Source organism: Acidiluteibacter sp., from assembly GCF_055129545.1.
Window position 1 is genome coordinate 77,325 of record NZ_JBSRUB010000026.1, and the last position, 23,526, is coordinate 100,850.

A 23,526-nucleotide genomic window follows, 5' to 3' on the forward strand; every position below is an offset into this window, starting at 1 on the left:
AGCCCAACCTTGAGTTTAATTTCTGATGAATGGAGTAACAGGTATGTGAATTAGAAGAGTGAATTCTAATTTAGTAATTTGATTGTCAATAAAAACATCAATTTAAATTGAAAAGATTACAGATGTGCGGCTCTATTCAGACGATCGTTGATGGTTTTTCCTAAACCTTTGTCAGGTAGTGGTTCTATTAAAATGAAGTCCAAATTTAAGCCATCTAAATATTGAAGGCACTGATACAAATTGCTAGCAGCTTCTTCTATACATTGTTTCTGAGAAAGTTGTTTCGCGATGACATGATCAGATAAAGTCATTTCGCTAAAGTGTAGTACACCAATTTTTTGTTCTTTAAACTCTTCAATGATACTTTCAATTTCTTTAGAAACAATTGTTTTGGTGATGGGAGCGTAGTGTTTTTTAGACATCCCTGGAGTCACTATTTTAGCTGAAGAATCGGTATATATTTTTACCTTACCAATGATTTTCTCTATATCTTCAATGGTTACCGCTCCTAAACGATAAATTACCGCTTCATCGTTTTCGAATCCCACAATAGTAGATTCCAATCCCTTTTCGCAGTCACCACCATCTAAAACTAGCGGCAATCCTGACGGAAAGTACTTAGCTACTTGATTTGCAGTGGTTGGACTAATTCGTTCATACGGGTTGGCACTTGGTGCCGCAATTGGACCCACCAACTTTATTAATTCTTTGGTCATTTGGTGATTAGGCATTCTAACTGCAACGGTTTCATTGCCTGCTGAAATAATGGAGTTGATTGATTTTTGCTTTGGCAGCACAATGGTTAGTCCACCTGGCCAAAATTCATCAGTTAGTATTTTAGCTTTTTCAGGAAATACCTCCACCACACTCATTAGCTGATCGTAACTTGAAATATGCACAATCAATGGGTTGTTAGATGGACGCTTTTTCAATCGAAAAATTTGCCTTAATGCACTTTCGTTATAGATGGAGGCGCCTAACCCATAAACCGTTTCTGTTGGGATTCCAACAACGCCTCCATTATTTAATACTTCCGCAGCTTGTTCAATTGAATTAGAGATGAGGGCTGCCATCTTATTCAGCCAACTGTTTTGCGGGTACAAGTTCAATATTGATGTTGCAATTTATTTTAAAGTCTAATCCTTTTTCTGCTGCATCTATCACTAATTGTTTTATTTCATCTTTTATGACTGTGAGTTCTTTCACTCTTTTTTCTGAATGACTCACATTACCATTAGATCGTTCTTGAATTCTAAAAGCTTCTACATCGTGGTATTTTATTTTATTGCTGATTAGCGCCACTAATATTCTTCCTGCATCATCAGTGTCATATTGTCCCTCAATTAACTTAAATGTTCTATTACTTTCCATGGTTGTTTATTTTTGAAGTTGTTTTAAATTGTAATCGTTTCCACATCATTGCGATGAATAATATTCCCATTCCTAGGAATGCTTGAAAAACTAAGTTTTGAGGATCATAGAAGGTGAGTAATAACCCTCCGATAACCCAAGAAACTGCGATTTTCATCCTTTTTAATTCTTTTCTAAATGGCATATTGCTTGTTTTTAAATGAATTATTGTCCTTGACCCAATGAGAAGGCAGGTTGGCCTTCAAAAGCGTAAAGGTTTTCAGTTTTAACGACGTCAATTTGATTCTCCATTGCACTTTGAAGAAGCTTTAAGATTTCTTCATTACCTACATCAGTTTGATTTTCATTTTGGAACCTGCACCTCCAGTGGTCTGTGCAAAAGGTTTCTTTAAATCCATCAGGCCACACCTTGATTCCTCGGTTGGTAATCATTTTTAGTTGCAATAATCCTCCATCTAATTTTTGAAGACTTTCAGCAATCTCATTTGGATCCAATCCATTCCAATGCACAAAGGCATCTATTCCTAGTAGCGTTTTGGCTTTTGATGGTTTCTTCACATAGGCAGGCAATACTAACGCTGCTCCATTTTTAAAATCGACCGGAGTTAGGGTAGAAGGTAACTTGCCTAAATTCTGAATGACTGCTTCAGCAAATTCGTTGGTTCCAACCTTCTTCTTGCTGATGTTCTCTTTATAGATATCTGCAGTATGAATTCCTTGTTCAATAGTTGTAAGTAATGCGTTTTTAATTTTCTGTGCTACATTAGATTGGCCGATGTGGTTAAGCATTAAAATAGCTCCTTCGATTAAACCTGTTGGGTTAGCTATTCCTTGACCGGCAATCATAGGTGCAGAACCATGGATGGCTTCGAACATGGCGCACTCTTCACCAATATTAGATGAGCCCGCTAAGCCAACTGAGCCAGTAATTTGAGCGGCAATGTCTGAAATCATATCGCCATAAAGGTTTAGCGTCACTATTACTTCAAAGTCCTCAGGAGTATCGGCGAGTTTCGCTGATCCTATGTCTACAATCCAATGTTCGTTTTCTATTTCAGGATACTCCAAAGCAACTTCATTAAACACGGCTCTGAAAAGTCCATCTGTTTGCTTCATGATGTTATCTTTGGTCATGCAAGTCACTTTTTTTCTACCATATTGCTTGGCATATTCAAAAGCATATCGAACTATCTTTTCGCAGCCTGGTCGGCTGATTAGTTTTAAACATTGAACGACTTCATCCGTTTGCTGATGCTCTATTCCTGCGTATAAATCTTCTTCATTTTCTCGCACAATCACCACATCCATTTTCGGGTGCTTGGTCGATACGAATGGGTGCAAACTCATGCAAGGCCTTACATTGGCATACAATCCTAAAAATTTGCGGGTGGTCACATTCAAGCTTTTGTAACCACCACCCTGTGGAGTGGTGATGGGTGCTTTTAAGAATACTTTATTTTTGCGAATGATATCCCAAGACTCATTTCTTATTCCTGAGGTAATTCCGGATAAGTAAACTTTTTCACCGACTTCAATTTCATCCAATTCAATTTGAGCGCCGGCAGCTTTCAAAATGTTTACGGTTGCATCCATTATTTCTGGTCCGATTCCATCTCCTTTTGCAATGGTGATTCTTGTCATTGTGTCTATTTTTAGATTAATTTGATGGTGCAAATATTGGATAAACTAATCATATAATTTTATTTATATTTGTAATGAAAACTATAAAAATTATTTATGAACTATACATTGCATCAATTGCAAGTATTCCTAAAAGTGACACAATTTGAGAGTATTACGAAGGCATCTGAAGAGCTTCATTTAACTCAACCAGCGGTCTCAATTCAGTTAAAAAATTTTCAAGACCAATTTGATATTCCACTTACAGAGGTAGTCGGAAGGAAACTATTTGTGACCGAATTTGGAAAAGAGATTGCTATAGCTGCTCAAAATATTATTAATGAAGTCAACGCCATTAATTATAAAACGATGGCTCACAAAGGCCAATTAGCAGGTCGACTGATTTTGTCCATTGTCTCCACTGGAAAATATGTAATGCCTTTCTTTTTAACTCAATTCCTGAAAGAAAATCCCGGCATAGAATTGTCTTTAGATGTTACCAATAAGTCGAAGGTAATTCAAAGTTTAGAGCAAAATTCAGTTGATTTTTCCTTGGTTTCTGTTTTGCCAGAAAATCTCAAAATTGAATCGGTTGAATTGATGCAAAATAAATTGTACTTAATAGGGAATACAGAAAAGACTTTTAGAAAAAAGCCCTATTCCTATGATATTCTGAACGAATTGCCATTAATTTATAGAGAGGAAGGTTCCGGTACGAGAAGTGTGATGGAAAAGTTTATTAAGCAGAACAACCTACCAGTTCGAAAAACAATGGAGTTAACATCCAATGAGGCTGTTAAGCAAGCTGTAATTGCAGGTTTGGGGTATTCGATAATGCCTTTAATTGGGATTAAGAATGAGCTTAAAAATGAGACTCTTCAAATTATTCCAGTCAAGCATTTCCCGATTATTTCTAATTGGAATTTAATCTGGTTAAAAGGAAAAAATTTCTCTCCAACTGCCCAAGCTTTTGTCGATTATATTCGACTTCACAAGAGTGATATTATTACGAACTACTTTGATTGGTACGAAAGGTATTAGTTTTCTATCAAGGTGATATGAGAAGTATTCTCAATGCTGTATTCCTTTTTTAATCCCTTTAATTCAACGGTCACTTCTTTGTCCTTAGATCCAAATTCCAAGTAATCATCAATTAGATTCAATACATCGTGGTCAATATAAACTGTTTGCTCAGCATCAATTACTACTTTAGATCCTTTAGGGACTTCATATAAAGTTTGTTTAATGGCCGCCTTATTTAGGAAGGAAACCTCTTGAGCTAGTTTGATGTGAATTGTTTCTCCTTCTTGGTGGTCTTCCTTATTGAAGAAGTATGCGAGCTTTAAATTGTCTCTTAGAATGAAGAAAACACTAACCACCAAACCAATACCAATTCCCTTTAATAGATCGGTTGAAATTATAGCTATTACCGTAACCGCAAATGGAATGAATTGATACTTCCCATTTTTCCACATCTTTTTGAAAATGGATGGGCTAGCCAACTTGTATCCAATCATAATTAGAACACCCGCTAAACTAGCCAAAGGTATTTTATTTAATATGAATGGAATAGCAACTACTGCGCTGAATAAAAAGATTCCGTGAGCAATCGCTGAAACCTTTGTTTTACCGCCTGAGTTTACATTGGCTGAAGTTCTTACAATAACAGATGTCATTGGTATTCCACCAATTAAACCGCTAAGAATGTTTCCAATTCCTTGGGCCTTTAGTTCTGTATTCGAATTGGTAAATCGCTTTAAAGGATCCATTTTAACAGCCGCCTCAATGCATAATAAGGTTTCAATACTTGCAACTATGGCAATGGTAATGGCTACAATCCATACATCAATATTGGTAATTGCTGAAAAATCAGGTGTTCTAAATTGTCCAATAAACGCACTAAATGATTCCGGTACTGGAAGGTTTACTAAATGTTCTTGACTGATCGCAAACTCAGGAGAGAATGCTGTGAAGGCTTGGTTGATTAAAGTTCCTGCTACTACCACAACTAAAGCCCCAGGCAATAGTTTTAGTCGCTTTAATGATTCTATGTTTGCAAAAGCAATTAATATCAAAACAGAGATAATACTCACAGCCATCGCTCCTGGATGCGAAAAGTTAACTGCATCAATGATATCTGAGAAAATATTGTGGCTCATAGTCTTGTCAATGAAAAAGAAATCCCCTTCATGTTCAATGTCATATCCAACTGCATGAGGCAATTGAGTTAAAATGATAATGATCCCAATTGCTGCTAACATGCCTTCAATGACATTGGAAGGGAAATAGTTAGAGATAGAACCTGCTTTTAAAAATCCCAATAGCAATTGGAATACTCCAGCTAATACAACTGATAAAAGAAATGCTTCAAAACCACCTAAGGTGGCTATGGCTGTTAGAACAATCGCAGTTAAACCGGCAGCAGGGCCTGAGACACTAATTTGAGAATTACTAAAAACGCCAACAACAATTCCTCCTATAACTCCTGCAATAATTCCTGAAAATAAAGGTGCACCAGAAGCCAATGCAATTCCCAAACATAAAGGCAGTGCAACTAAGAAAACCACTAGACCAGAAAGTATATCAGTTTTAAAGTATTTTGAATTAATCATAGTTCTTAGGGGTTTTCATTTTTACAAATATCATGTAAACAAGTTAATGAATATAGTTAAAAAAAGTGAAGTGATTTCTTTTTTTTAACCTTAAACGTTCCTTTATTAACGTTTAACCTTTAGGTAGAGTTTTTAATCGATTTTCTCTGGCGATTATATCTGAAAGTGTCGCACCTTTTAATCGATTCACTGTTTCGTTTCGGATTTCTAAGAATACTTCTCGAATGCCACAGGTTTCTTCGTCCACACATTCTTCACATCGTTCATAAAATCGATAGGTGACGCAGGGAAGTAAAGCGACAGCTCCATCGAACAAGCGAGTTATTTCAGCCATGTCGATTTCTTCTGGAGATTTATTGAGCAAGTAACCACCAGATTTTCCTTTTTTGCTATTCAATATAGTGGCATTCTTCAGTGCCAATAATATTGATTCTAGAAATTTGTGTGGAATGTTTTGATCTGCACTTATTTGACCAATTGGGATAGGAGAGCCATCATTGTTTTTTGCTAGATAAACTAACGCGTTGATGGCGTATTTGGTCTTTTTAGATAACATGGATGCGAAATTAGACATTAAATAAAAATTGAATATCGAATTGTAGTCAATTCAAAAAAAAAGACTCGATTACTCGAGCCTTTTTTTATAGCACTATCTTGGATTAATCTTCTAGGTATCCAAATTTTCCTGTATTATAGTCATCAAATGCTTGCAATAATTCAGCTTTTGAATTCATTACAAAAGGACCATGCGATGCAATTGGCTCATTGATAGGTTCTCCGCTCAATACCAATACCAAGGCATTAGATGCAGCTTCAATTTCAAAACTTTCGCCATCATTGCTCATCAATACAAAATGATCTGTCTTTACAGTTTCACCTCCGTTTACATTTATTTCTCCTTCGATGACAACCAATGCGGTGTTGTAGTGAGAAGGAAAATTGAATGTTGCTTTACCACCTGTATTCAGTTTTACATTTTGCAAATGCACTGGAGTAAAAGTAGAGGCCGATCCTTTTACCCCTTCGAATTCACCTGAAATAATCTCAACCGTTCCTGAATTTTGAGGTAACTCAACTTTAGACATGGTTTGATTCACTACTTCTTGATACTTCGGTGCTGACATTTTATCTTTCGCAGGAAGATTTACCCATAACTGCACCATTTGAAAGTCTCCACCTTTTTTACTGAATTCTCTTTCATGGTATTCTTTATGCAATATTCCGGAAGCCGCTGTCATCCATTGTACATCACCTTCACCAATTATTCCACTGTTTCCTGCGCTATCGTGATGCGCTACTTTTCCTTTGTAAGCGATGGTCACCGTTTCGAAGCCTCTATGTGGATGAACTCCAACTCCTCGAGGTTTATCTGTTGCTGAAAAGTAGTGTTTGCTGTTGTAGTCCAACATGATGAATGGATCCATTCGTTGCATATCCAACTGATAAGCACTAGGGATAAAATTGTGTACTCTAAAACCATCACCTACAAAATGTGGTGCGGAAGGGGCGTATACTCGTTCTACTGTTTTCGTTTTCATGATTTTTTATTTCAAAGTTAGCGCTGAGTATTGAGGTGCGCATTGACCTATGATAAGTAATTTATCTTTTTGGATTAAAGTTCCGGCTCGCTAATTCCTTCCGAACTCTACTTAAACTTTCAGGTGTAATTCCTAAATAGGAGGCAATCATCCATTGAGGGACTCTTAATAGTAAATCTGGATAAATGGAAATGAAATCGAGGTAACGTTCCTCTGCAGTTGCTTCCAATAGATATTGAATCCGATGCTGCAACTGACGTATGTGGTTTTGCAATAATCGTTCGTTGTAATTTCTAAAGGATAGACTGATTTCAGAAGCTTGATTAATAAAATCATGACTGAAGTAAATCACTTTAGATGTTTCTATGGTTTCTATGAAATAGTCGGAAGGCTGATTAAAAAATACACTGCTTCTGTCGGAAATAATCCACCCTTCAGGAGCAAACTGTATGACATGTTCTTTTCCCGAAGCATCAATGCTGTAGGAACGAAGCAATCCACTTTCTACAAAAAACGAATGCGTACAAACTGCTCCTTTTTGAAGCAAAAGAGTGCCTTTCGGAATTTCTTTTTCTTTAAGGTAGGGGAGTAGACTCTGAAACTCTAGCTCTGAAATTCCAGAACGCTCCACCAAATACGATTGAAAAGATAAATACATTGCCGCAATTTCCTAATTATTTCATTCAGTTAGGGAAATGATTGAAGCAAACTATTTTGAATATTGCGAAATTAATTGTGCCAATTGATCGGCAGGAACAACGCCGGACTGTCTCCATTTAATTTCTCCATTTTGAAAAATGATCAATGTTGGAACACCTTGAACATGATACTTAGCTGAGGCCTGTGGGTTCTTATCCACATCTATTTTAATGATTTTCGCTTTATCCCCAATTATGGTTTTTAAATCATCTAAAATTGGTTTCATCATTTTACATGGTCCACACCATTCTGCATAGAAATCGACCAATACTGGTTGATCACTGTTTATTAATTCTGAAAATTTACTGGCCATATTGTTTACTTTATTTCTTCATATTCAACAGAATCCAACGATTGATTGTTAGATTTATTACTTACTGCACAGCTGCTATTTACACTACATGTTCCACCAAATAAGGTCTGAAATAATAGCACGATCGCAATAATGTAAAACACCACTTCTCCAGATTGATAGGCTTCGATTCCTACAATGATTGTCAAAGCTAATCGTACCAATCGGATCCAATTCCATTGCTTTAAATTGATGAGTTTTATCATCTTAATTTATTGTTCAAACTCATCCATCCACCACCATTGTGTACTTCTTGAAAACCATTTGATTTCAAAATGCCTTTTGCGGAAGCACTTCTCATTCCAGAGGCACAACAAGTAATAATTGGATTATTTTTGTCTTTTATTGTTTTCAGTTTACTCGAAATCTGATCCAATGGAATATTTAAAGCGCCTTTAATATGTCCTTGAGCATATTCTCCTTTTGTTCTGACATCTATTATTGTGGCTCCGTCACTAACTAATTGTTTGTAATCAGCTTTAGGGCCCAATCCGAATAATTTTTTTAAACCTTCTATCATTTTTGAGATTGTATAAAATTAACATCCATCCAAGAACCGGCATTCACACATTCCAATCCAGTTTGAGAAAGGTATTGAGCTGCTTGTCCACTTCGTCCACCAGAAGCACAACAAAGTACTAGTGGGGTTGGTAATGAATTGACTTCCTCAATTCGTGTTACAATTTCTTGCAAAGGGATATTGATAGAACCTGCTACATGACCACCTGCAAATTCTGCAGTTGTTCTAACGTCTACAATGGTGCCTTTTCCTGCTTTGATAATTTCTTCTATATTCATGCTTCTGTTTTTTCTGTTGCTTCTTTTTTAAATAGACTTAAAACTAAACCACCCATCGCGGCTCCATAGATACTGCTATTAATAGGGCTTGAAGTGATGCTGCAGCTACCGCTTTCACATCCTATGTAATAATAGTATAGATAGCCAATCAGGCTTCCTACTACTATACCAACTATTGACAATATATGGGTTCGCACAAATTTCATTTAGTTTTTATTTTAAAGCAAAGTTAAATGCATTTATCCTTAAACATTGTTACAAATGTTACAGATGCAATACTAAATACAATAAGAGGTCTACTTTGCTCTCTGATATTAGGAATGTCGGTCGTTAAATAAAAATAGCCTTATCAAAAAATGATAAGGCTATTCATTCACAACTTCTAGATTGTGAATGCAGTTGTAGTTTTTCTGGAATGGAAAAAACAAATGTTACTATTGAACCAATTATTAAATGCCATTCTAAAGTAACAAGACGATAGAAAATGAAGAAACGTCTATTCAATTAGTTAATTTAACATACATTTAACAATAAATTGACTTTAGACTAACGGTTGTTTTGTGAAATTAAAGATTTAATAGGTTGATTTTAAATTAAGTAATGAGTCGATTGTGGAAAAGTCTAAAAGTTAAATTAATTCTTGGTTGATGAACTTTTTTTGATTTTGGTAAGGTGTGTTTCCAAAATTGTTGAATTTCTCCTTTCATATCGAGGATACTTCCAGAAGATAGTATCAGTTCCCTTTTTTCGTTGGTTTGTTGATGTTTAAATGCAAATTTTCTTGAAGCTCCTAAACTAACTGAAGCGATTGAGCTGTTCTTTATCAATTCAGGTTCATTATCAGTGTGCCATCCCATTCCTTCACCACCATGGTGGTAAAGGTTCAATAAACAACTGTTGTATTTAGAATGAGTTACTGATTCTAATAACTCTTTTATTTTTAAAAGAGTGGGTGTCCAAGGTTGAGCAACCTTGACTGTATTTGAGTAGGTGTATGAAAAATTCTCTGCTGCATACCAAGCCACTTCTCTTGCAGTTGTTATTTTCTTTCCAAACATGATTAGCTCATCCTGTTGCCAGTCTATTTCTTTCAAAAGTTGATTGAAATAGACCTCTTGCAGCGATTCTTCAATGACTGCTTCGTGATAATATGCTTCACCATTATATGGTAATATATTTATTTCAGGATCAATAGGGAAGAGGGAAAGCACGTTTATTTGGAGGTTGTTGTTTCTACGTTGATTTTAGGAGTCTCTTTGATGTACACATTGTTATTAGAGAAATTAATTTCACCATTGGTTGCATCTATTTCTTTAAGGATTTCCTTGAACAGTTTAGATTTCATTCCTCTTCTTCGGTTATATGTAACTACATACCTTAGCGTAAATTCAACCCAACTGTCTTTAGCTGCGATAGAAACCATTGGTTCTGTCTGTGCTACTTCCAAACGATATTTGTTTCTAAGCGAATCCCATTGTTCATGAGACTGAAGACTCAAGTCTTCTGCGAATTTATTGCCTATCTCCATTAAAATTTGTTCCGTCTTGTCATAATTACTTCCGTAATCAATGGGAACTATTATTTCATCCCACAAAAAAGGAAAATCACCTGAGTAGTTGAAAACAGGCTCTTTCAGCACAAAACTATTGGCAATGAATACGATTCTACCATTGTATAAATCTCCATTCACCCATTCTCCAGTTTCCATTACAGTAGTTCTGAGAACGCCAATGTCCATTACGTCTCCTTTGATTCCTCCTAATTGAACCCGATCGCCCGTTTTGTAAAAACTGCCAAACATGATGGCAATCCATCCAGCAAATGAGGCGATTACTTCTTGCAATGCAAAAGCAACTCCGGCTCCTGCGACACCAAGGGCAACTGTTAAACCACCTAATTTATCGCTAAAAACAACCGTTAAAAGTATTATGGTGAAGATGTAACCTAAGAAAGTGCTTACTTTTTTGGCCTTGTATCTATTTTCATTGTCTTGAATCTTTGTAAATAATCGACGTTGAATCCACTTGATAATGATCCAAATAATGGCGACACCGATTGCGATTGTAATAATCTTACTCACAGTTGGATCATACAAAATTGTCTTTATATATTCTTGTACTTCCATATTTTAAATTTCTTCAATGGACTTGAATTTTTGTCCACAATTGTCGCAAAATTCTGCTGCTAATCTATTTTTTGCCCCGCAATTTTCACAGTCTTTTCCAACTTCTTTTGCATTCGTCATTGCTACTGTTACAATTCCTGTAGGAACAGCTATTATCGCATAACCAATAATCATAGCTGCAGAAGAAACAAATTTACCTAAAATTGTATGTGGAACCAGATCACCATAACCAACAGTTGTAATGGTTACTATGGCCCAATAAATACTTTGAGGTATACTGGTAAATCCTTCTTCTCCGCCTTCTACTACATAAATGATGGTACCCATCAAGGTAACAATTGCAATCAATGCCATGAAAAAGATGCTAATCTTGTATAAGCTTGATTTTAATGCTTCAATTAAACCTTGTGCTTCTGTACTGAACCGAACTAATTTTAATACTCTAAATACCCGCAGAAGTCTGAAAATTCGAACGACAAGCAAGTAATGATAGCCTACTAAGAAGAAACTTAAATAAGTTGGTAAAATGGATAATAAATCAATTATGCCCCAGAAACTGATGACATATTTAAAGGGTTTAGGGCTGATCCATAAACGAATAAGGTACTCTGCTGTAAAAATAATAGTTAGAATCCATTCTAATACATAGAATTCAGATTTGAATTGTATACCCAAATCCGGTACACTTTCTAACATTACTACAATAACCGAAAGTAAAATTATCCAAAGTAGAATAATGTCAAAATTCCTTCCAGCGCGAGTGTCTGTGCCAAATACAATTCGATTAAGCTGCTGTCTTATTGTCATTTATTTATTTTCATTTTTAACACCCTTGCACAATCCTATTTTCAACTTTTGTTGATTTGGAAAAAACGATTCATCCCAAATGAGTCTCTATCTATTTCTTATACAATAGTTGTATTCCATGCAATTTTACATCAAAGTAACAGGATAATCAACAACAAAGTTCAGTTTTATTTAATAAGTGTTTAGAAAAGAACAATAATTGTTGGACATAAAAATAGGGTAGAAAAAATCTACCCTCTTGTTGTATCTTATATTCTAATTGAAGAAATATTTCAATCCAAAAGTAATTACACCTTGATCGTATTTGTCTATGATTAAATATTTAACTTCTGCAAAAGGCCTTAAATTTTCAGTTGCTTTGATATCTAATCCACCACCTACATTTACACCCAATTCTGTATCACTTTTTCTGTCATCTCCAAAGAAAGGATCATTGTCATATTTAGTTCCAACACTTGTAATGTTTAAACCTACTAATGCATATGGCTGAACCATTTCTTCAGGGGATAGAAAATAGTAGTTCATGTTCACATTAAAATCATTCCAGAATCGACGTTTTATAAATGCTCCATTATTGTCTTTATTGAAAAAAGAGAAGTCAGCTGCTAATGTGACATGATCTGAAAGTGTCAAGCCTGCTCTTAAGTCTAAACCTACTTCTTCCACCTCAGATCCATAGTCTATTCCTAATCCGGCACTAAATTGTGCTTTTGCAGTAGTAGTCATTACTACTAGTAATCCTGTTAATCCTAATAATCTTAACTTTTTCATGTTGTTAGTTTTGGTTTCTACTCTTTTAGTTTAAAACCAGAACGTACAAAGTTGATGAATGAATCTCTTTCTTCTTTTGATGTAAAGACACTGAAAAACTGTTGAATTAGTCCTTTTTTGTTTCGTTTCTCTAAGTCTATTTCACGCTGAATATTTCGAGGCTCAATTTTCTCACCTTGCAATTCGTGGTCGTGTCTTCCACCTACAAGTTCTTTGCCTTCTTTAAGCGCACTTAGTTCATCAGCTTTTGCAAATTTTTCTTTCGCACTTTCTATATAACCCAATTTTTCTTCCAATAAGCCTAAATTGTTGAATGATACATCATCCTCCGGGTCAATTTCGATTGATTTTTTATAATCACTGATTGCTCCTTCTGTGTCTCCAAAACTATCTTTTACAAAAGCACGACTGGAATACCTGTAACCATTTTGGGGTTGTAGTTCCACAGCTTTGTCCATATCCCTCAATGAATCCTTCTTTTTCCGTAAATGCAGAAATACAACGCCTCGCTCACTGATTAATTCTGCCGATTCAGGGAAACTATTGATTGCTTTATTAAGCACTTCTAAAGCCGCTTCGTATCTTTGTTCTTTTAGTAATTCTATTGCTTTGGTGTGATATTTTCTACTGTCCATAATTGTAATTTGAATTCAAAATTAAGCACTAACTCCAGAATATGAAAACAGCATTAATATTAGGTTCTACCGGATTGGTCGGATCAAAAATAGTGGAACAGTTAAAGTCTGATTCACGATACAGTAAGATTATTCTAATCAATAGAAGAGATACGAATCCCAAACATCCTAAAGTAGACGAAATCATTGTTGATTTCTCTGATCTCAATACCGAACTAAATGCCTTCAATGTGGATGATGTGTTTTGCTGCATTGGTACAACTATTAAAACAGCTGGGAGCAAGGAAAAGTTTAAATCAGTGGATTTGGATATTCCTGTACTATTTGGAAAATTGGCCAAACAAAACAATTGGTCAAACTTTGCAGTAATTTCTGCTTTGGGTGCAAATTCTAAAAGTGGCAATTTCTACTCCAGCATCAAAGGTAAAATGGAGGAACAATTAATGGCATTTAATATTGACAAACTAATCATTCTTCGTCCTTCATTACTGACCGGCGATCGAGAAGAATTTAGACTGGGTGAGCGGATCGGTCAAGTGGCATTTTCTGTATTAAACTATATTTTAATAGGCCCATTGAAAAAGTATCGTTCTATTTCCGCTGATCAAGTTGCTAAAGCCATGATTTACTTTTCAAACGAGAAAACGACCAAAATAATTCATGAAAATGATGAGTTATTAGGAGTTTAAAGGCTTACATTTACTGACTCAAAGGCATGAATATGAATATTCCAGACGTAGAAATTCCCAGAATTGTGATAATAGGTGGAGGGTTCGGTGGAGTAACTCTGGCTCAAGACCTAAGAAGTAAAAACTTTCAAGTGGTGTTGTTGGATAAAAACAATTACCACACTTTTCAACCGCTTTTATACCAAGTTGCAACAGCAGGGTTAGAGCCTGATTCAATTGCCTATCCACTGCGAAAATTGTTTGAAGATCAACCCAACTTATTTTTTAGATGGGCAGAGGCGAAGCGCATAGATGCAGCCAATAATCAGGTGGAGACCAATATAGGGCCAATATCTTATGACTATTTAGTGATAGCTAGTGGTTCTGATACCAACTTTTTTGGGTTGAATCAATTGCAAAAAGTCTCAATGACGATGAAAAGTGTTTCTGAAGCATTGGATTTGAGAAGTTACATTCTACAAAACTTTGAAAGTGCCTTATTGACCTCAGATTTGGAGGAGCAGAATAGCTACATGAACTTTGTGATTGTAGGTGCAGGTCCAACAGGAGTGGAGTTGGCCGGAGCATTGGCAGAGTTAAAGAATCAAATTTTGCCAGGGGATTATCCAGATTTGGATTTGAGGAGAATGAAAATAAATTTGGTGGAAGCTGCAGATAAAGTATTGCCACCGATGTCTAAGCAGGCATCAGCGAAAGCCGAAATCTACTTAAAGAAATTGGGCGTAAATGTATGGCTAAATACAGCTGTCGAAGATTACGATGGAGAGTTGGTTAAAATTAAGAATGGTAAAAATTTCAGAAGTAAGACGCTCATTTGGTCAGCAGGTGTAAAAGGAGCCATTGTAGAAGGACTTGCTGATGACATTGTGGAAAGAGGTCGACTGCAAGTGAATGAATTTAGTTTGGTGAAAAATCAGACCAATATTTTTGCTGTCGGCGATGTAGCACTCATGAAAACCGAAGCCTATCCAAAAGGACATCCGATGGTGGCACCAGTAGCGAATCAGCAAGCGGCTGTGTTAGCTAAAAATATTGTGGCGATTGCAAAAGGCAAAAAAACGACTCCTTTTAAATATTTTGATAAAGGTTCAATGGCGACGATCGGAAGAAATAGAGCGGTGGTAGATTTACCAAATTTTAGATTTCAAGGAACCTTTGCATGGTTTGTATGGATGTTTATCCATCTAATTTCTTTAGTGGGTTTTAGAAATAAGATTGTGACGTTTTTTAATTGGGTGTACAACTATTTCGTTTTTGAGAAAGGTGTTCGTTTAATCATTCGACCTTACACTAGGAAGAAATAGTTCAGTTTCCCTTTTGTTTCATAGGTCGTAAACTTTATTTTGAATTAAGTTTGATTTTCAATGTATTTCTTAAATAAAAAAGAGCAGTATCTCTTTCGAAATACTACTCTTGTGTGAATTTAAAAACCAAAAATTAGGCAGCGACAGATTTAACTTCTTCCCAAATCAAATTCCCAATGTATTTATGACTGACTTTTCCTTCTTCATTCATGGCCATCAGGTACATCCACCCGTTGTCGCATAAATCTTTAACTGCTGAATGTTTGCTCAGAATGCGGTTCATTTCATCAATTGGAGCTTCTATAATCACATTGAGCTTCAGTGGCTCATGTTGAAACTTTTCGCCGTCATGTATTGATTGCAGTGGCAACCCTTGTCTCAAGTCACCTGAATACCCTTCCAATACCCCAATTCCTGCGGTGATGTTGTGCAATGTTTTATTTCCTGACCCAAATACTTTATTATCAACTGTTGATCCATAATACTGCAGATTAATCCAAGTGGTTACCACCATGGGTGCAGTCATAATTAACTCCAATACGCCGAAACCACTGTCTTTTTTCCAATCATACGAATGTAAAAAAGAATGTCCTTCTAGGTTGATGTGCTGTGTTCTGCTTCTAGGTGCCACTACAAATGCGGAACATCCAGCCAATCCCCATTCAGGTCTTATTTGAGACCAATCTTTACTTCTAAAAATAATGGATTCGTCGGTGTTGGTAGTATTGTCCGATGGTAACTTAATAGAGCGTTCTGTTCTAGCAGACTTTCCAGCTAATGTTAGTGATTTTTTCAAGTCGTCTAGCGCTTTCGACTGATTTTGGTTTACATCACTCTCATTGTATATCGTGACCTTATCAGTGGTTGTGTCGTGCAGGCATGCAAGAAAAATAGTATCCGAAGGAATTTCAATATTTTCATTTTTAAGTGCCGCTCTAACCTCAATATTGTTTAACACTTTTGCAGCAACTTTTGCATTCGCTTCTCCGCTATGACCGCCACAAGCGCCGCAATCGTAACCAGTCGCATGTGGATTGTTTACCATGGTAGAACCGTGTCCGACAATTAAAACAAATTCAGCAAAATTATCAGTGATAGACATTGCGGTCAAGGTATTTTTACCCATTTGAATTTGCTGAGCTAGCGGGATACCAACCGCTTCTCCATTCCTAATTTCACTTTTTAAACTGATGCTTTTATCCTTTACTTTCTTATCATTTAGGCCATAAGTATCTGGGTGAGGCACAGGTCGAGACCAACCAAAAGAGTCGGTAAATAATTTGGGTAGATACGACAATCCCATTGGACTTACGAAACTAAAACAGCTTATGGCTGATGATTTGAATGACTTCCAAACTTTCTGAATTTCTCGATTTTGGATCCGATTAGAAATCGTATTTTCTTGCTGAGATTCGTCCGTAATATTTTCCATAATCGTTGGGCCGGTGGGTAAAAGTACTGGACAATTTGCTTCACCTACCTGATGTGCTAAAGGAATGAATTTAATCGGAAAGGCAAAAAAACCTGCAAATCCAATTGTTTCTATTTGTTGATCAACCATTTCTAAATTTCTTCGATACACTTCTGATCGAACATCAATGCAAAAAATAGCTTGAGCCTTAGCACGCTCGTTGTTTCTAATGGCTGGTACTGATTGATTGATTTTTTGTAAAATATTTCGTTGAGCTGAAAGATCAAAAGCATCTTGAAGAATAAGATTGTAAGCCAATTGCTGTTGAATTTCTTTTTGATAGCTCTTCGAGAGATATACTTTTTTTGCATTTTCCCATTCTTTAATTAGTACCGGACTTTCAAAACTTTCAAGTAAGGCTGCTTCCCAGCAAACTAAGATGGCTAAAAACTCAATTACTTTTCCATCTTTTCCACCATGCAGTTCGCTTTCCCAATCCAATCGAGCAGCATACGCTGACCAACCTCCAATATTAAGTAGCAAACGATGCAAATAGGCCTCTAATCCTTCTTTGGGTATTTGCAATTTAGTCAATGCCATTTGGGCCGCTTCCAATGGATTACTTGGGTATTTCTTTATGATTTTTCTAAAATTTTTAACTCCAGTAAGTTCTGCAGTTAATGCAACTTCAGCTTCCTTTTTCCAGGCCGTAAATACTCCCACTTTTTGATCTGCAGCTACCCAAAGTGCTTGGCCCGAATCAAAATAGGAAGCTGCCCAAATCGTAATTCGTCCAATAATAAAACGATTCCAATCTTTTTCTGTCACCATGGTTGCAGTATTGGCAACTATTGGAGTGGTTTTAAAAGGCGTTTCTTGAGTTGAACGCTGCGAAAGCTGTGATATAAATTCATCAACAGGAATATTCAAGTCTTTTTTGGAAAGTGCACTCTCAAGGTCGTTAGCTGTTATTTTACCTGATTGAATTTTTTCTAAATAAAAACTTTTGGGCAAAGTCATTTGAACATTTCCAGCTGCAGCCAATTCTTCTGCTACCGTCTCAAACTTTTTTGTGGTTAATCCCAAATATGGGTTAACAGCTACAAAGTTCTCTAAAGACCAAACAGGTGCTATTTTTTTACTCGCGGTTCTCAGTGCATTCAATATGGCTTCATCTCCGCTTTTAACTTGATCTAAAAAATTACGTTCCATTTTCTATCGGTTTTTATTTGTCTTCTTTGTTAAATGAACTTCTGTTGCTGAATTAATTCAATTTTTTGTTTTGTTTCAGTGTTTTGTAATTGTGCGAATACAATGCTCGTACTATTCTGTCAAATAGCGTATTTACATAGAGTCCGTTTCTAATGTGGATTGCTAATGCTTGATAAGCCGGTCGATTTGAAAATAGAGGAGAAGCAATTTGTATAAAAGTAACTGCGCCAAAAACAAGGAGAATTATACAGATTATATTGAGTTCGTAATGACCCGGAGTGATTAAATCTGGAATTTGTGAGGCTATTAAATGATGCGCACCTGACTCCAATAAGAAGAAAGCAGTAGCGACTAAAATGGCTAAGGCAGTGGCTTTGATTATCAGTGTAAAACCTGCTTTAGAGTCAATTGCCGAAGTGAACAATCGAGATAAGCCCATAATTATGATTGCGCCTATTGTGACCAATGCAATGTCTCTTTTTAAGTCCAATCCCCATAAGGTTGCGAAGGCAGCGTAAACGATCAATGCCAGAAGGATGCCTGCAAAAATTTTGAAGAGGCTTCCTTCTCTTGCTGAAGAAGTGATTTTTGAAGTCCGTAAGGTATCAATTACACTACCTGAAGATAAAAATGAATGAGCTTTATAGAATGAATGAGCCACTAAGTGAAGCATGGCTGCTGGATAAACTCCTAATCCACAAGTCATCAAGCTAAATCCCATGTGAGCGACACTTGAATAACCCAATGCTGTTTTTACAGAAGTTTGAGTGAGGAAAACTACGGAAGCAAAAAGGGCAGTAAACCCTCCTAAAATGATGAGCAACATTGATGCAGCAGTAGTAGCTTCCATAACAAAAGCCATTCTGATGATTAAAAATGGCCCTGCATTTAATAATCCAGCGTGCAGCAATGCAGAAACAGGTGTAGGTGTCTCCATTACTTCGATTAGCCAACCATGAGTAGGAAATTGAGCTGATTTTAATAAAGCCGCAGTTGCAATGAGCAATGCAATCATTTCTATGCCTTCAATGAACTGATTAGAAGAAATACTACTTTTTAATTCTTGAAAAATAACCTCTAAATTTCCAGTATTGAATTGATTGTAGAGTAATATAAAAGCCACCAATAGACAAGCATCTGCCAATCTTGCCATGATGAACTTTTTACGTGCAGCTATAATCGCTCTTGGACGGTCCTTGTAGAAAACCAATAATCGATGAAGGGAAACGCTTGTCAGTATCCATGAGAGATACAAAAGAACCAAATTGCCTGAAAGCACAAATAGTTGAACCGAAGCAATGGTTGCTGCCATTCTTCCAAGAAATGCTCCCTGATTGGTGTCACCATCCAAGTAATTGAGGCTAAAACGCATCACAATAAAGCTCAATAATGCAATCATCGCAAACATGATCACACTCACTGAATCCAACCTTCCTGTAAGTCCAATTTCATCTAAACCTGTTAATGAAGATTCAATTAATCCATTTTGAATCACTAAAAAGCTAATTAGCCCTGATGAAATAATACTTATTAAAGCAGATGCAATGCCCATCTTTTTCACCAAATTTGGTCTTAAGCCTGGCTGAAACCAAGAGACTATGGCTGTAATTATAAAAGCAAGTGATGGTGTAAAAGCGATGAAAGCTAAAAGTTGATTGTTCATGTCGGTTATCTGTTTTAAATTCGAGGCAAAGTTTAAAAAACAGATTCATATATTTTTATTTATATTTATTATCTAATGTATAAATAAATTTTATGATTAATGGCGATCCAATTATTGAACTTCCTAGCATCAAATGAATAAATAGCCTTTACTCCAGGTTCTTTTCTTCAGATATTTGAAGTCGTTTTTGCTGAAATGATGATTATGGAAAAGTGGTGCAAATTTAAAATCGAGTGGATCGATTTTATAATTAATTAGGCTCTAATTTACTCTGAATCCGCCCAATTTAAACGCGCAACAATAGGGTGGTGGTCGCTTAGTTTCTCAGGTAAGGTCTGGTATTGCTCCGCTATAAGTCCCTCTGAATGTAGAATGTAATCTATTCTAAAGGAAGGAAACTTTCCAATGTAGGTTTGACCTAATCCACGTCCTGCTTCTAAAAAGGAGTCTTTTAAGCCTTCAGATAATTCATCATAGGCATAGGAGGTAGGGGTGTCATTCATATCTCCGCATACAATTACTTTGTAAGGCGATTGGGCGATGCTTTCTTTTATTAGTTTCACTTGCTCTTCTCTTCGCTGAAAGGCCTGTTTTAACTTTCCAATGAGCATCTTTTCTTTGCCTAAATAAGATGAGAAACTATTGGCATATACATCATTAATGGTTTTATAATCCACATTCTCTAATTTGATTGAAGCCAAATGCATGTTGTAAACCCGAATGATTTCTTTATCTGTTCTAATGTCCGTATAAATACAAATGTTGTGCTCTCCATCTTGAAACTTTACGCGGCCTTTGCTGATGATGGGATATTTGCTAAAGGTGGCGATTCCCCATTTATTAGGTCCTTTTACAAAAGAATATTCGTCGTGTTTGTATTTGATGTTGGGGAAAGTCATTAAACTATCCAACGTTTTGAATTCGTATGTTTTATCTTGACTGAAATAAAATTCTTGTAAACATAGAATGTCGGCTTTTTCGGTGCGAATCAGTTTGAAGATGTCATTTCGGGTGTGTTTGTCCTCTTGCCACATGTATAAATCGAACAACCTTACATTGTGACTCATCACCTTTATGGATTCAGATGATGCCTCTTTCATTTTGTTGACTTGAATGATTTTAGGAATACTTTGATAGCCTAAAATCAATACAATGAGGGACAGTACAAATCGAATTCGACCGACGACCATCCAACCCAAAAGGAAAAGGATATTAATCACCACAAGATAGGGTAGAGCAAGTCCAAAAAATGCCGGCCACCAAAAGAAGGACGGTGAAATGTGACTCGCTGCATAGCCAGTTAAAAGCGCTATGGCGAATAGGATATTTAATCCATAAAAGATGATTCCAAGAAACTTAAACTTCTTCAAATTAAGTTTATTTCTTATTTAAACTCAGTTTGTGGCCCATCTTCTCTTTTTTCGTTTTTAGGTACAATTCGTTGTGCTCGTTGGATTCTATTTCTAAGCTTATGTTCTCAACGATTTCTAATTGATAGCCAATTAAACCAGTTCTTTTTTGTGGATTGTTGGTCATCAACTTCATCTTAGAAACACCTAAATCACGCAATATTTGAGCACCAATACCATAATCACGCTCGTCCATTTTGAAACCTAATTTTAAGTTTGCTTCAACGGTGTCGTAACCTTCTTCTTGTAATTTATAGGCTTTTAATTTATTCAATAAGCCAATTCCTCGACCTTCTTGATTCATGTAAACAACAACACCTTTACCTTCTTTTTCGATCATTTCCATCGACTTTTGCAATTGTGGCCCACAATCACATCGGCATGAACCGAAAATATCTCCTGTAATGCAAGAGGAATGAACTCGAACTAAAACTGGCTCGTCTTTTTCCCAAGTTCCTTTTACCAAGGCTAAATGTTCCTGCCCATTTGTCAATTGCTTGTAGTGAATCAAGTCGAAATTGCCGTGTTCAGTTGGCATTTTTACTTGTACTTGTCTTTCTATTAACGTCTCGTTTTTAATTCTATAAGCGATTAAATCTTTAATAGAAATCAACTTCAGATCAAATTTCTTTGCAATTACTTTTAGCTCAGGCAATCGTGCCATGCTGCCGTCTTCATTCAGAATTTCAACTAAAATTCCTGCAGGAGAAAATCCTGCCATTCTTGCTAAATCAATGGATGCTTCAGTGTGACCAGCTCTTCTTAAAACCCCACCTGGCTTTGCTCGTAGCGGGAAAATATGACCTGGGCGACCTAAGTCTTCTGGTTTTGTGTTGGGATCTGTTAATGCTTTGATTGTTTTTGACCGGTCGTGAACAGAAATACCAGTCGTACATCCGTGACCAATTAAATCTACAGAAACTGTAAACTGAGTGTGATGCAAAACGGTGTTGTTGGTCACCATCAGGTCCAAGCCCAATTCATCACATCTACTTTCTACTAAAGGGGCACAAATCAAACCTCTACCATGAGTGGCCATAAAGTTGATCATTTCAGGGGTAACTACTTCTGCAGCAGCAATAAAATCTCCTTCATTTTCTCTGTCCTCGTCATCAACAACGATAATTACTTTACCTTTTTTGATGTCTTCTATTGCTTCTTCAATCGCATTTAATTTCATAGAAATTGCTTCTTAAATTATGGGTACAAACTTACTTAAAAAATCAGGTTGTGATGAGGAAGAAACAGATAAAGACTACCTTTGTTGTCAAATTATACAATCTTCAAAACAAAAGAATTGGGAAGAGTTATTGCCATAGATTATGGAGCCAAACGAGTAGGAATAGCAGTGACTGATTCCTTGAAAATGATTGCTAGTGCTTTAACAACTGTTGAAAACGCTGACTTATGGTCTTTTTTAGTGACCTATTTCGCAAAAGAAGATGTGGATACGGTAGTATTAGGATTACCACTTCGATTAAATAGTGAGTTGTCTGATATTGAGCCTCGCATCCAAAAACTCATTCGAAAAATTGCACATGAATATCCACAGCTAAAAATAGAACGACAAGACGAGAGATTTACCTCGAAATTGGCTGTAAGAGCAATGGTTGAAGGTGGGATGAAGAAAAAACAACGCCAGGTTAAAGGCAATATAGATAAACTAAGTGCCACACTTATTCTTCAAGAATATCTGGAGCGCAGCACTTATTGATTGATCAGTTTCACAGCTGATTTTGGTAGTTTTAAGTCAAAAATACCAAAAGAGTAAGGGGCAATTTCATAACTGTTATACGCAAATGAAATGGTGTCTTTCTCAATTAAAATGTTAGGAGTGAGTATCAATTCTTGATCAGCAATAAAGAATCCGTTTTCTTCGAGATCAGAAGTAGTTTCTATTTGCATTTTCTTTTTCAACACGGTTAAAAGCATTGTTTTTACTTCAACAGTATCGGCAATCCAAGAGAGTGGATTTAAGGTTTTACCTGTTTTAAAGTCCACGGTATAATACAACAATTCGGTATCTGGGTGGGCACCTCCTGCAAAAGTTAGTTGATTTTGTGCAACACTCGCATATTGCTCATTGAAAAAGGGAACGGTGACCTTATTAATGAGTTCGAATCCGATGACTTCTTTATACTGGAGTTGATTTTTTTTGTGCTTATTAAAAAAACCAGCTTTTAATTGATCCAAATTGTCGGTTGCTTTTAAATTTCCTTCCGGAATAAAATCAATAAAGGTTTGCGAAAAAATGCTGTAAATCGCACTGTTTAATGGTTTTAATTGAGCATTTGTGGCTTTGTCTGTTTTACTTTTAAAAATGGGATAAGTCACATTTAATCGAGCGCAACCTTTGGGAGTTTCGGTATCACATTCTTTTGATTTCTCAATTACATCAACTTCTACTATTTCTAAATCACCACTTTTAATCGCTTTCTTTGATTCTGAGGAGCTATCACAACTGCATAAAGCAATGATAATTAAAGAGAAAATGAAGTGTATTTTCATAG

General features: G+C 36.2%; 27 protein-coding genes. 4 read left to right on the top strand and 23 right to left on the bottom strand.

Annotated elements, in window-relative coordinates:
• Positions 1–116: 116 nt before the first annotated feature.
• Genes ACTB0X_RS12820 through ACTB0X_RS12835 form a run of 4 tightly spaced genes read right to left on the bottom strand, consistent with a single transcriptional unit; the run spans position 117 to position 3,012 of the window.
• A complete protein-coding gene (locus ACTB0X_RS12820; protein WP_463025434.1) occupies positions 117–1,073 on the bottom strand; it encodes an L-threonylcarbamoyladenylate synthase in 957 nt (318 codons plus the stop codon).
• 1 nt (position 1,074) lies between these two features.
• Positions 1,075–1,371 carry a hypothetical protein gene (locus ACTB0X_RS12825; protein WP_463025435.1) on the bottom strand — a complete coding sequence of 99 codons (297 nt, stop codon included), beginning with the start codon at positions 1,369–1,371 and terminating at the stop codon, positions 1,075–1,077.
• On the bottom strand, positions 1,361–1,555 hold the full coding sequence (locus ACTB0X_RS12830) for a hypothetical protein (protein ID WP_463025436.1): 195 nt from the start codon (positions 1,553–1,555) through the stop codon (positions 1,361–1,363). Before ACTB0X_RS12830 ends, ACTB0X_RS12825 begins: the two co-directional genes overlap by 11 nt.
• A gap of 20 nt (positions 1,556–1,575) precedes the next feature.
• Complete coding sequence (locus ACTB0X_RS12835) at positions 1,576–3,012, bottom strand: NADP-dependent isocitrate dehydrogenase (protein WP_463025437.1); 1,437 nt, start codon at positions 3,010–3,012, stop codon at positions 1,576–1,578.
• Positions 3,013–3,108: 96 nt separating this feature from the next.
• On the opposite strand from ACTB0X_RS12835, the gene ACTB0X_RS12840 reads away from it, so the two are divergent.
• Positions 3,109–4,032, top strand: coding sequence for a LysR family transcriptional regulator (locus ACTB0X_RS12840; RefSeq protein WP_463025438.1), 924 nt, complete (start codon positions 3,109–3,111; stop codon positions 4,030–4,032).
• On the opposite strand, the gene ACTB0X_RS12845 is transcribed toward ACTB0X_RS12840, so the two are convergent.
• From ACTB0X_RS12845 to ACTB0X_RS12910, 14 genes are all read right to left on the bottom strand, one after another.
• Positions 4,029–5,603 carry a SulP family inorganic anion transporter gene (locus tag ACTB0X_RS12845; protein ID WP_463025439.1) on the bottom strand — a complete coding sequence of 525 codons (1,575 nt, stop codon included), beginning with the start codon at positions 5,601–5,603 and terminating at the stop codon, positions 4,029–4,031. The genes ACTB0X_RS12840 and ACTB0X_RS12845 overlap by 4 nt on opposite strands.
• Positions 5,604–5,715: 112 nt before the next feature.
• Positions 5,716–6,177, bottom strand: coding sequence for an RrF2 family transcriptional regulator (locus tag ACTB0X_RS12850; protein WP_463025440.1), 462 nt, complete (start codon positions 6,175–6,177; stop codon positions 5,716–5,718).
• An 85-nt stretch (positions 6,178–6,262) separates the two neighbouring features.
• Complete coding sequence (locus ACTB0X_RS12855) at positions 6,263–7,141, bottom strand: pirin family protein (RefSeq protein ID WP_463025441.1); 879 nt, start codon at positions 7,139–7,141, stop codon at positions 6,263–6,265.
• Positions 7,142–7,202: 61 nt separating this feature from the next.
• On the bottom strand, positions 7,203–7,799 hold the full coding sequence (locus ACTB0X_RS12860) for a Crp/Fnr family transcriptional regulator (RefSeq protein ID WP_463025442.1): 597 nt from the start codon (positions 7,797–7,799) through the stop codon (positions 7,203–7,205).
• A 51-nt stretch (positions 7,800–7,850) separates the two neighbouring features.
• Entirely contained in the window at positions 7,851–8,153 is a 303-nt protein-coding gene (gene trxA / locus ACTB0X_RS12865; protein ID WP_463025443.1) for a thioredoxin, read from the bottom strand.
• A 5-nt stretch (positions 8,154–8,158) separates the two neighbouring features.
• Complete coding sequence (locus tag ACTB0X_RS12870; RefSeq protein ID WP_463025444.1) at positions 8,159–8,398, bottom strand: hypothetical protein; 240 nt, start codon at positions 8,396–8,398, stop codon at positions 8,159–8,161.
• Positions 8,395–8,712 carry a rhodanese-like domain-containing protein gene (locus tag ACTB0X_RS12875; protein WP_463025445.1) on the bottom strand — a complete coding sequence of 106 codons (318 nt, stop codon included), beginning with the start codon at positions 8,710–8,712 and terminating at the stop codon, positions 8,395–8,397. Before ACTB0X_RS12875 ends, ACTB0X_RS12870 begins: the two co-directional genes overlap by 4 nt.
• Complete coding sequence (locus ACTB0X_RS12880; protein WP_463025446.1) at positions 8,709–8,990, bottom strand: rhodanese-like domain-containing protein; 282 nt, start codon at positions 8,988–8,990, stop codon at positions 8,709–8,711. Before ACTB0X_RS12880 ends, ACTB0X_RS12875 begins: the two co-directional genes overlap by 4 nt.
• On the bottom strand, positions 8,987–9,196 hold the full coding sequence (locus ACTB0X_RS12885; RefSeq protein ID WP_463025447.1) for a DUF6132 family protein: 210 nt from the start codon (positions 9,194–9,196) through the stop codon (positions 8,987–8,989). Before ACTB0X_RS12885 ends, ACTB0X_RS12880 begins: the two co-directional genes overlap by 4 nt.
• Before the next feature lie 387 nt (positions 9,197–9,583).
• Positions 9,584–10,201: an alpha-ketoglutarate-dependent dioxygenase AlkB family protein gene (locus ACTB0X_RS12890; protein ID WP_463025448.1), complete on the bottom strand. Its 618-nt coding sequence runs from the start codon at positions 10,199–10,201 to the stop codon at positions 9,584–9,586.
• Positions 10,202–10,203: 2 nt separating this feature from the next.
• Positions 10,204–11,115, bottom strand: coding sequence for a mechanosensitive ion channel family protein (locus ACTB0X_RS12895; RefSeq protein ID WP_463025449.1), 912 nt, complete (start codon positions 11,113–11,115; stop codon positions 10,204–10,206).
• A 3-nt stretch (positions 11,116–11,118) separates the two neighbouring features.
• On the bottom strand, positions 11,119–11,922 hold the full coding sequence (locus ACTB0X_RS12900; protein ID WP_463025450.1) for an ion transporter: 804 nt from the start codon (positions 11,920–11,922) through the stop codon (positions 11,119–11,121).
• A gap of 255 nt (positions 11,923–12,177) precedes the next feature.
• Positions 12,178–12,693 (bottom strand): outer membrane protein, encoded by a 516-nt coding sequence (locus ACTB0X_RS12905; RefSeq protein WP_463025451.1) that lies wholly within the window; start codon positions 12,691–12,693, stop codon positions 12,178–12,180.
• A 17-nt stretch (positions 12,694–12,710) separates the two neighbouring features.
• Positions 12,711–13,328, bottom strand: coding sequence for a tetratricopeptide repeat protein (locus ACTB0X_RS12910; protein WP_463025452.1), 618 nt, complete (start codon positions 13,326–13,328; stop codon positions 12,711–12,713).
• A gap of 41 nt (positions 13,329–13,369) precedes the next feature.
• Between ACTB0X_RS12910 and ACTB0X_RS12915 the strand changes: the two genes are divergently transcribed.
• A complete protein-coding gene (locus ACTB0X_RS12915) occupies positions 13,370–14,017 on the top strand; it encodes an NAD-dependent epimerase/dehydratase family protein (protein ID WP_463025453.1) in 648 nt (215 codons plus the stop codon).
• Positions 14,018–14,049: 32 nt separating this feature from the next.
• Positions 14,050–15,321: an NAD(P)/FAD-dependent oxidoreductase gene (locus ACTB0X_RS12920; protein WP_463025454.1), complete on the top strand. Its 1,272-nt coding sequence runs from the start codon at positions 14,050–14,052 to the stop codon at positions 15,319–15,321.
• A 133-nt stretch (positions 15,322–15,454) separates the two neighbouring features.
• On the opposite strand, the gene ACTB0X_RS12925 is transcribed toward ACTB0X_RS12920, so the two are convergent.
• The 4 genes from ACTB0X_RS12925 to ACTB0X_RS12940 form a co-directional block, all read right to left on the bottom strand.
• Positions 15,455–17,944: a YbcC family protein gene (locus ACTB0X_RS12925; RefSeq protein ID WP_463025455.1), complete on the bottom strand. Its 2,490-nt coding sequence runs from the start codon at positions 17,942–17,944 to the stop codon at positions 15,455–15,457.
• 52 nt (positions 17,945–17,996) lie between these two features.
• A complete protein-coding gene (locus ACTB0X_RS12930; protein ID WP_463025456.1) occupies positions 17,997–19,607 on the bottom strand; it encodes a proton-conducting transporter transmembrane domain-containing protein in 1,611 nt (536 codons plus the stop codon).
• Between the two features lie 266 nt (positions 19,608–19,873).
• Complete coding sequence (locus ACTB0X_RS12935; protein ID WP_463025457.1) at positions 19,874–20,977, bottom strand: endonuclease/exonuclease/phosphatase family protein; 1,104 nt, start codon at positions 20,975–20,977, stop codon at positions 19,874–19,876.
• Positions 20,978–20,984: 7 nt separating this feature from the next.
• Positions 20,985–22,196: a bifunctional 3,4-dihydroxy-2-butanone-4-phosphate synthase/GTP cyclohydrolase II gene (locus ACTB0X_RS12940; protein ID WP_463025458.1), complete on the bottom strand. Its 1,212-nt coding sequence runs from the start codon at positions 22,194–22,196 to the stop codon at positions 20,985–20,987.
• Between the two features lie 117 nt (positions 22,197–22,313).
• Between ACTB0X_RS12940 and ruvX the strand changes: the two genes are divergently transcribed.
• Positions 22,314–22,730 carry a Holliday junction resolvase RuvX gene (gene ruvX / locus ACTB0X_RS12945; protein WP_463025459.1) on the top strand — a complete coding sequence of 139 codons (417 nt, stop codon included), beginning with the start codon at positions 22,314–22,316 and terminating at the stop codon, positions 22,728–22,730.
• Here the strand turns inward: ruvX and ACTB0X_RS12950 are convergent.
• The gene (locus ACTB0X_RS12950; RefSeq protein ID WP_463025460.1) at positions 22,724–23,524 is read right to left on the bottom strand and encodes an RsiV family protein; all 801 of its coding nucleotides are present in this window, start codon (positions 23,522–23,524) and stop codon (positions 22,724–22,726) included. The two genes, ruvX and ACTB0X_RS12950, sit on opposite strands and share 7 nt — an antisense overlap.
• Positions 23,525–23,526 lie beyond the last annotated feature (2 nt).

Excerpts from the sequence above, each read along its gene's own strand:
- ACTB0X_RS12820 (WP_463025434.1), bottom strand. The coding sequence starts at position 1,073 with ATGGCAGCCCTCATCTCTAATTCAATTGAACAAGCTGCGGAAGTATTA.
- ACTB0X_RS12825 (WP_463025435.1), bottom strand. The coding sequence starts at position 1,371 with ATGGAAAGTAATAGAACATTTAAGTTAATTGAGGGACAATATGACACT.
- ACTB0X_RS12830 (WP_463025436.1), bottom strand. The coding sequence starts at position 1,555 with ATGCCATTTAGAAAAGAATTAAAAAGGATGAAAATCGCAGTTTCTTGG.
- ACTB0X_RS12835 (WP_463025437.1), bottom strand. The coding sequence starts at position 3,012 with ATGACAAGAATCACCATTGCAAAAGGAGATGGAATCGGACCAGAAATA.
- ACTB0X_RS12840 (WP_463025438.1), top strand. The coding sequence starts at position 3,109 with ATGAACTATACATTGCATCAATTGCAAGTATTCCTAAAAGTGACACAA.
- ACTB0X_RS12845 (WP_463025439.1), bottom strand. The coding sequence starts at position 5,603 with ATGATTAATTCAAAATACTTTAAAACTGATATACTTTCTGGTCTAGTG.
- ACTB0X_RS12850 (WP_463025440.1), bottom strand. The coding sequence starts at position 6,177 with ATGTCTAATTTCGCATCCATGTTATCTAAAAAGACCAAATACGCCATC.
- ACTB0X_RS12855 (WP_463025441.1), bottom strand. The coding sequence starts at position 7,141 with ATGAAAACGAAAACAGTAGAACGAGTATACGCCCCTTCCGCACCACAT.
- ACTB0X_RS12860 (WP_463025442.1), bottom strand. The coding sequence starts at position 7,799 with ATGTATTTATCTTTTCAATCGTATTTGGTGGAGCGTTCTGGAATTTCA.
- trxA (WP_463025443.1), bottom strand. The coding sequence starts at position 8,153 with ATGGCCAGTAAATTTTCAGAATTAATAAACAGTGATCAACCAGTATTG.
- ACTB0X_RS12870 (WP_463025444.1), bottom strand. The coding sequence starts at position 8,398 with ATGATAAAACTCATCAATTTAAAGCAATGGAATTGGATCCGATTGGTA.
- ACTB0X_RS12875 (WP_463025445.1), bottom strand. The coding sequence starts at position 8,712 with ATGATAGAAGGTTTAAAAAAATTATTCGGATTGGGCCCTAAAGCTGAT.
- ACTB0X_RS12880 (WP_463025446.1), bottom strand. The coding sequence starts at position 8,990 with ATGAATATAGAAGAAATTATCAAAGCAGGAAAAGGCACCATTGTAGAC.
- ACTB0X_RS12885 (WP_463025447.1), bottom strand. The coding sequence starts at position 9,196 with ATGAAATTTGTGCGAACCCATATATTGTCAATAGTTGGTATAGTAGTA.
- ACTB0X_RS12895 (WP_463025449.1), bottom strand. The coding sequence starts at position 11,115 with ATGGAAGTACAAGAATATATAAAGACAATTTTGTATGATCCAACTGTG.
- ACTB0X_RS12900 (WP_463025450.1), bottom strand. The coding sequence starts at position 11,922 with ATGACAATAAGACAGCAGCTTAATCGAATTGTATTTGGCACAGACACT.
- ACTB0X_RS12905 (WP_463025451.1), bottom strand. The coding sequence starts at position 12,693 with ATGAAAAAGTTAAGATTATTAGGATTAACAGGATTACTAGTAGTAATG.
- ACTB0X_RS12910 (WP_463025452.1), bottom strand. The coding sequence starts at position 13,328 with ATGGACAGTAGAAAATATCACACCAAAGCAATAGAATTACTAAAAGAA.
- ACTB0X_RS12915 (WP_463025453.1), top strand. The coding sequence starts at position 13,370 with ATGAAAACAGCATTAATATTAGGTTCTACCGGATTGGTCGGATCAAAA.
- ACTB0X_RS12920 (WP_463025454.1), top strand. The coding sequence starts at position 14,050 with ATGAATATTCCAGACGTAGAAATTCCCAGAATTGTGATAATAGGTGGA.
- ACTB0X_RS12925 (WP_463025455.1), bottom strand. The coding sequence starts at position 17,944 with ATGGAACGTAATTTTTTAGATCAAGTTAAAAGCGGAGATGAAGCCATA.
- ACTB0X_RS12930 (WP_463025456.1), bottom strand. The coding sequence starts at position 19,607 with ATGAACAATCAACTTTTAGCTTTCATCGCTTTTACACCATCACTTGCT.
- ACTB0X_RS12940 (WP_463025458.1), bottom strand. The coding sequence starts at position 22,196 with ATGAAATTAAATGCGATTGAAGAAGCAATAGAAGACATCAAAAAAGGT.
- ACTB0X_RS12950 (WP_463025460.1), bottom strand. The coding sequence starts at position 23,524 with ATGAAAATACACTTCATTTTCTCTTTAATTATCATTGCTTTATGCAGT.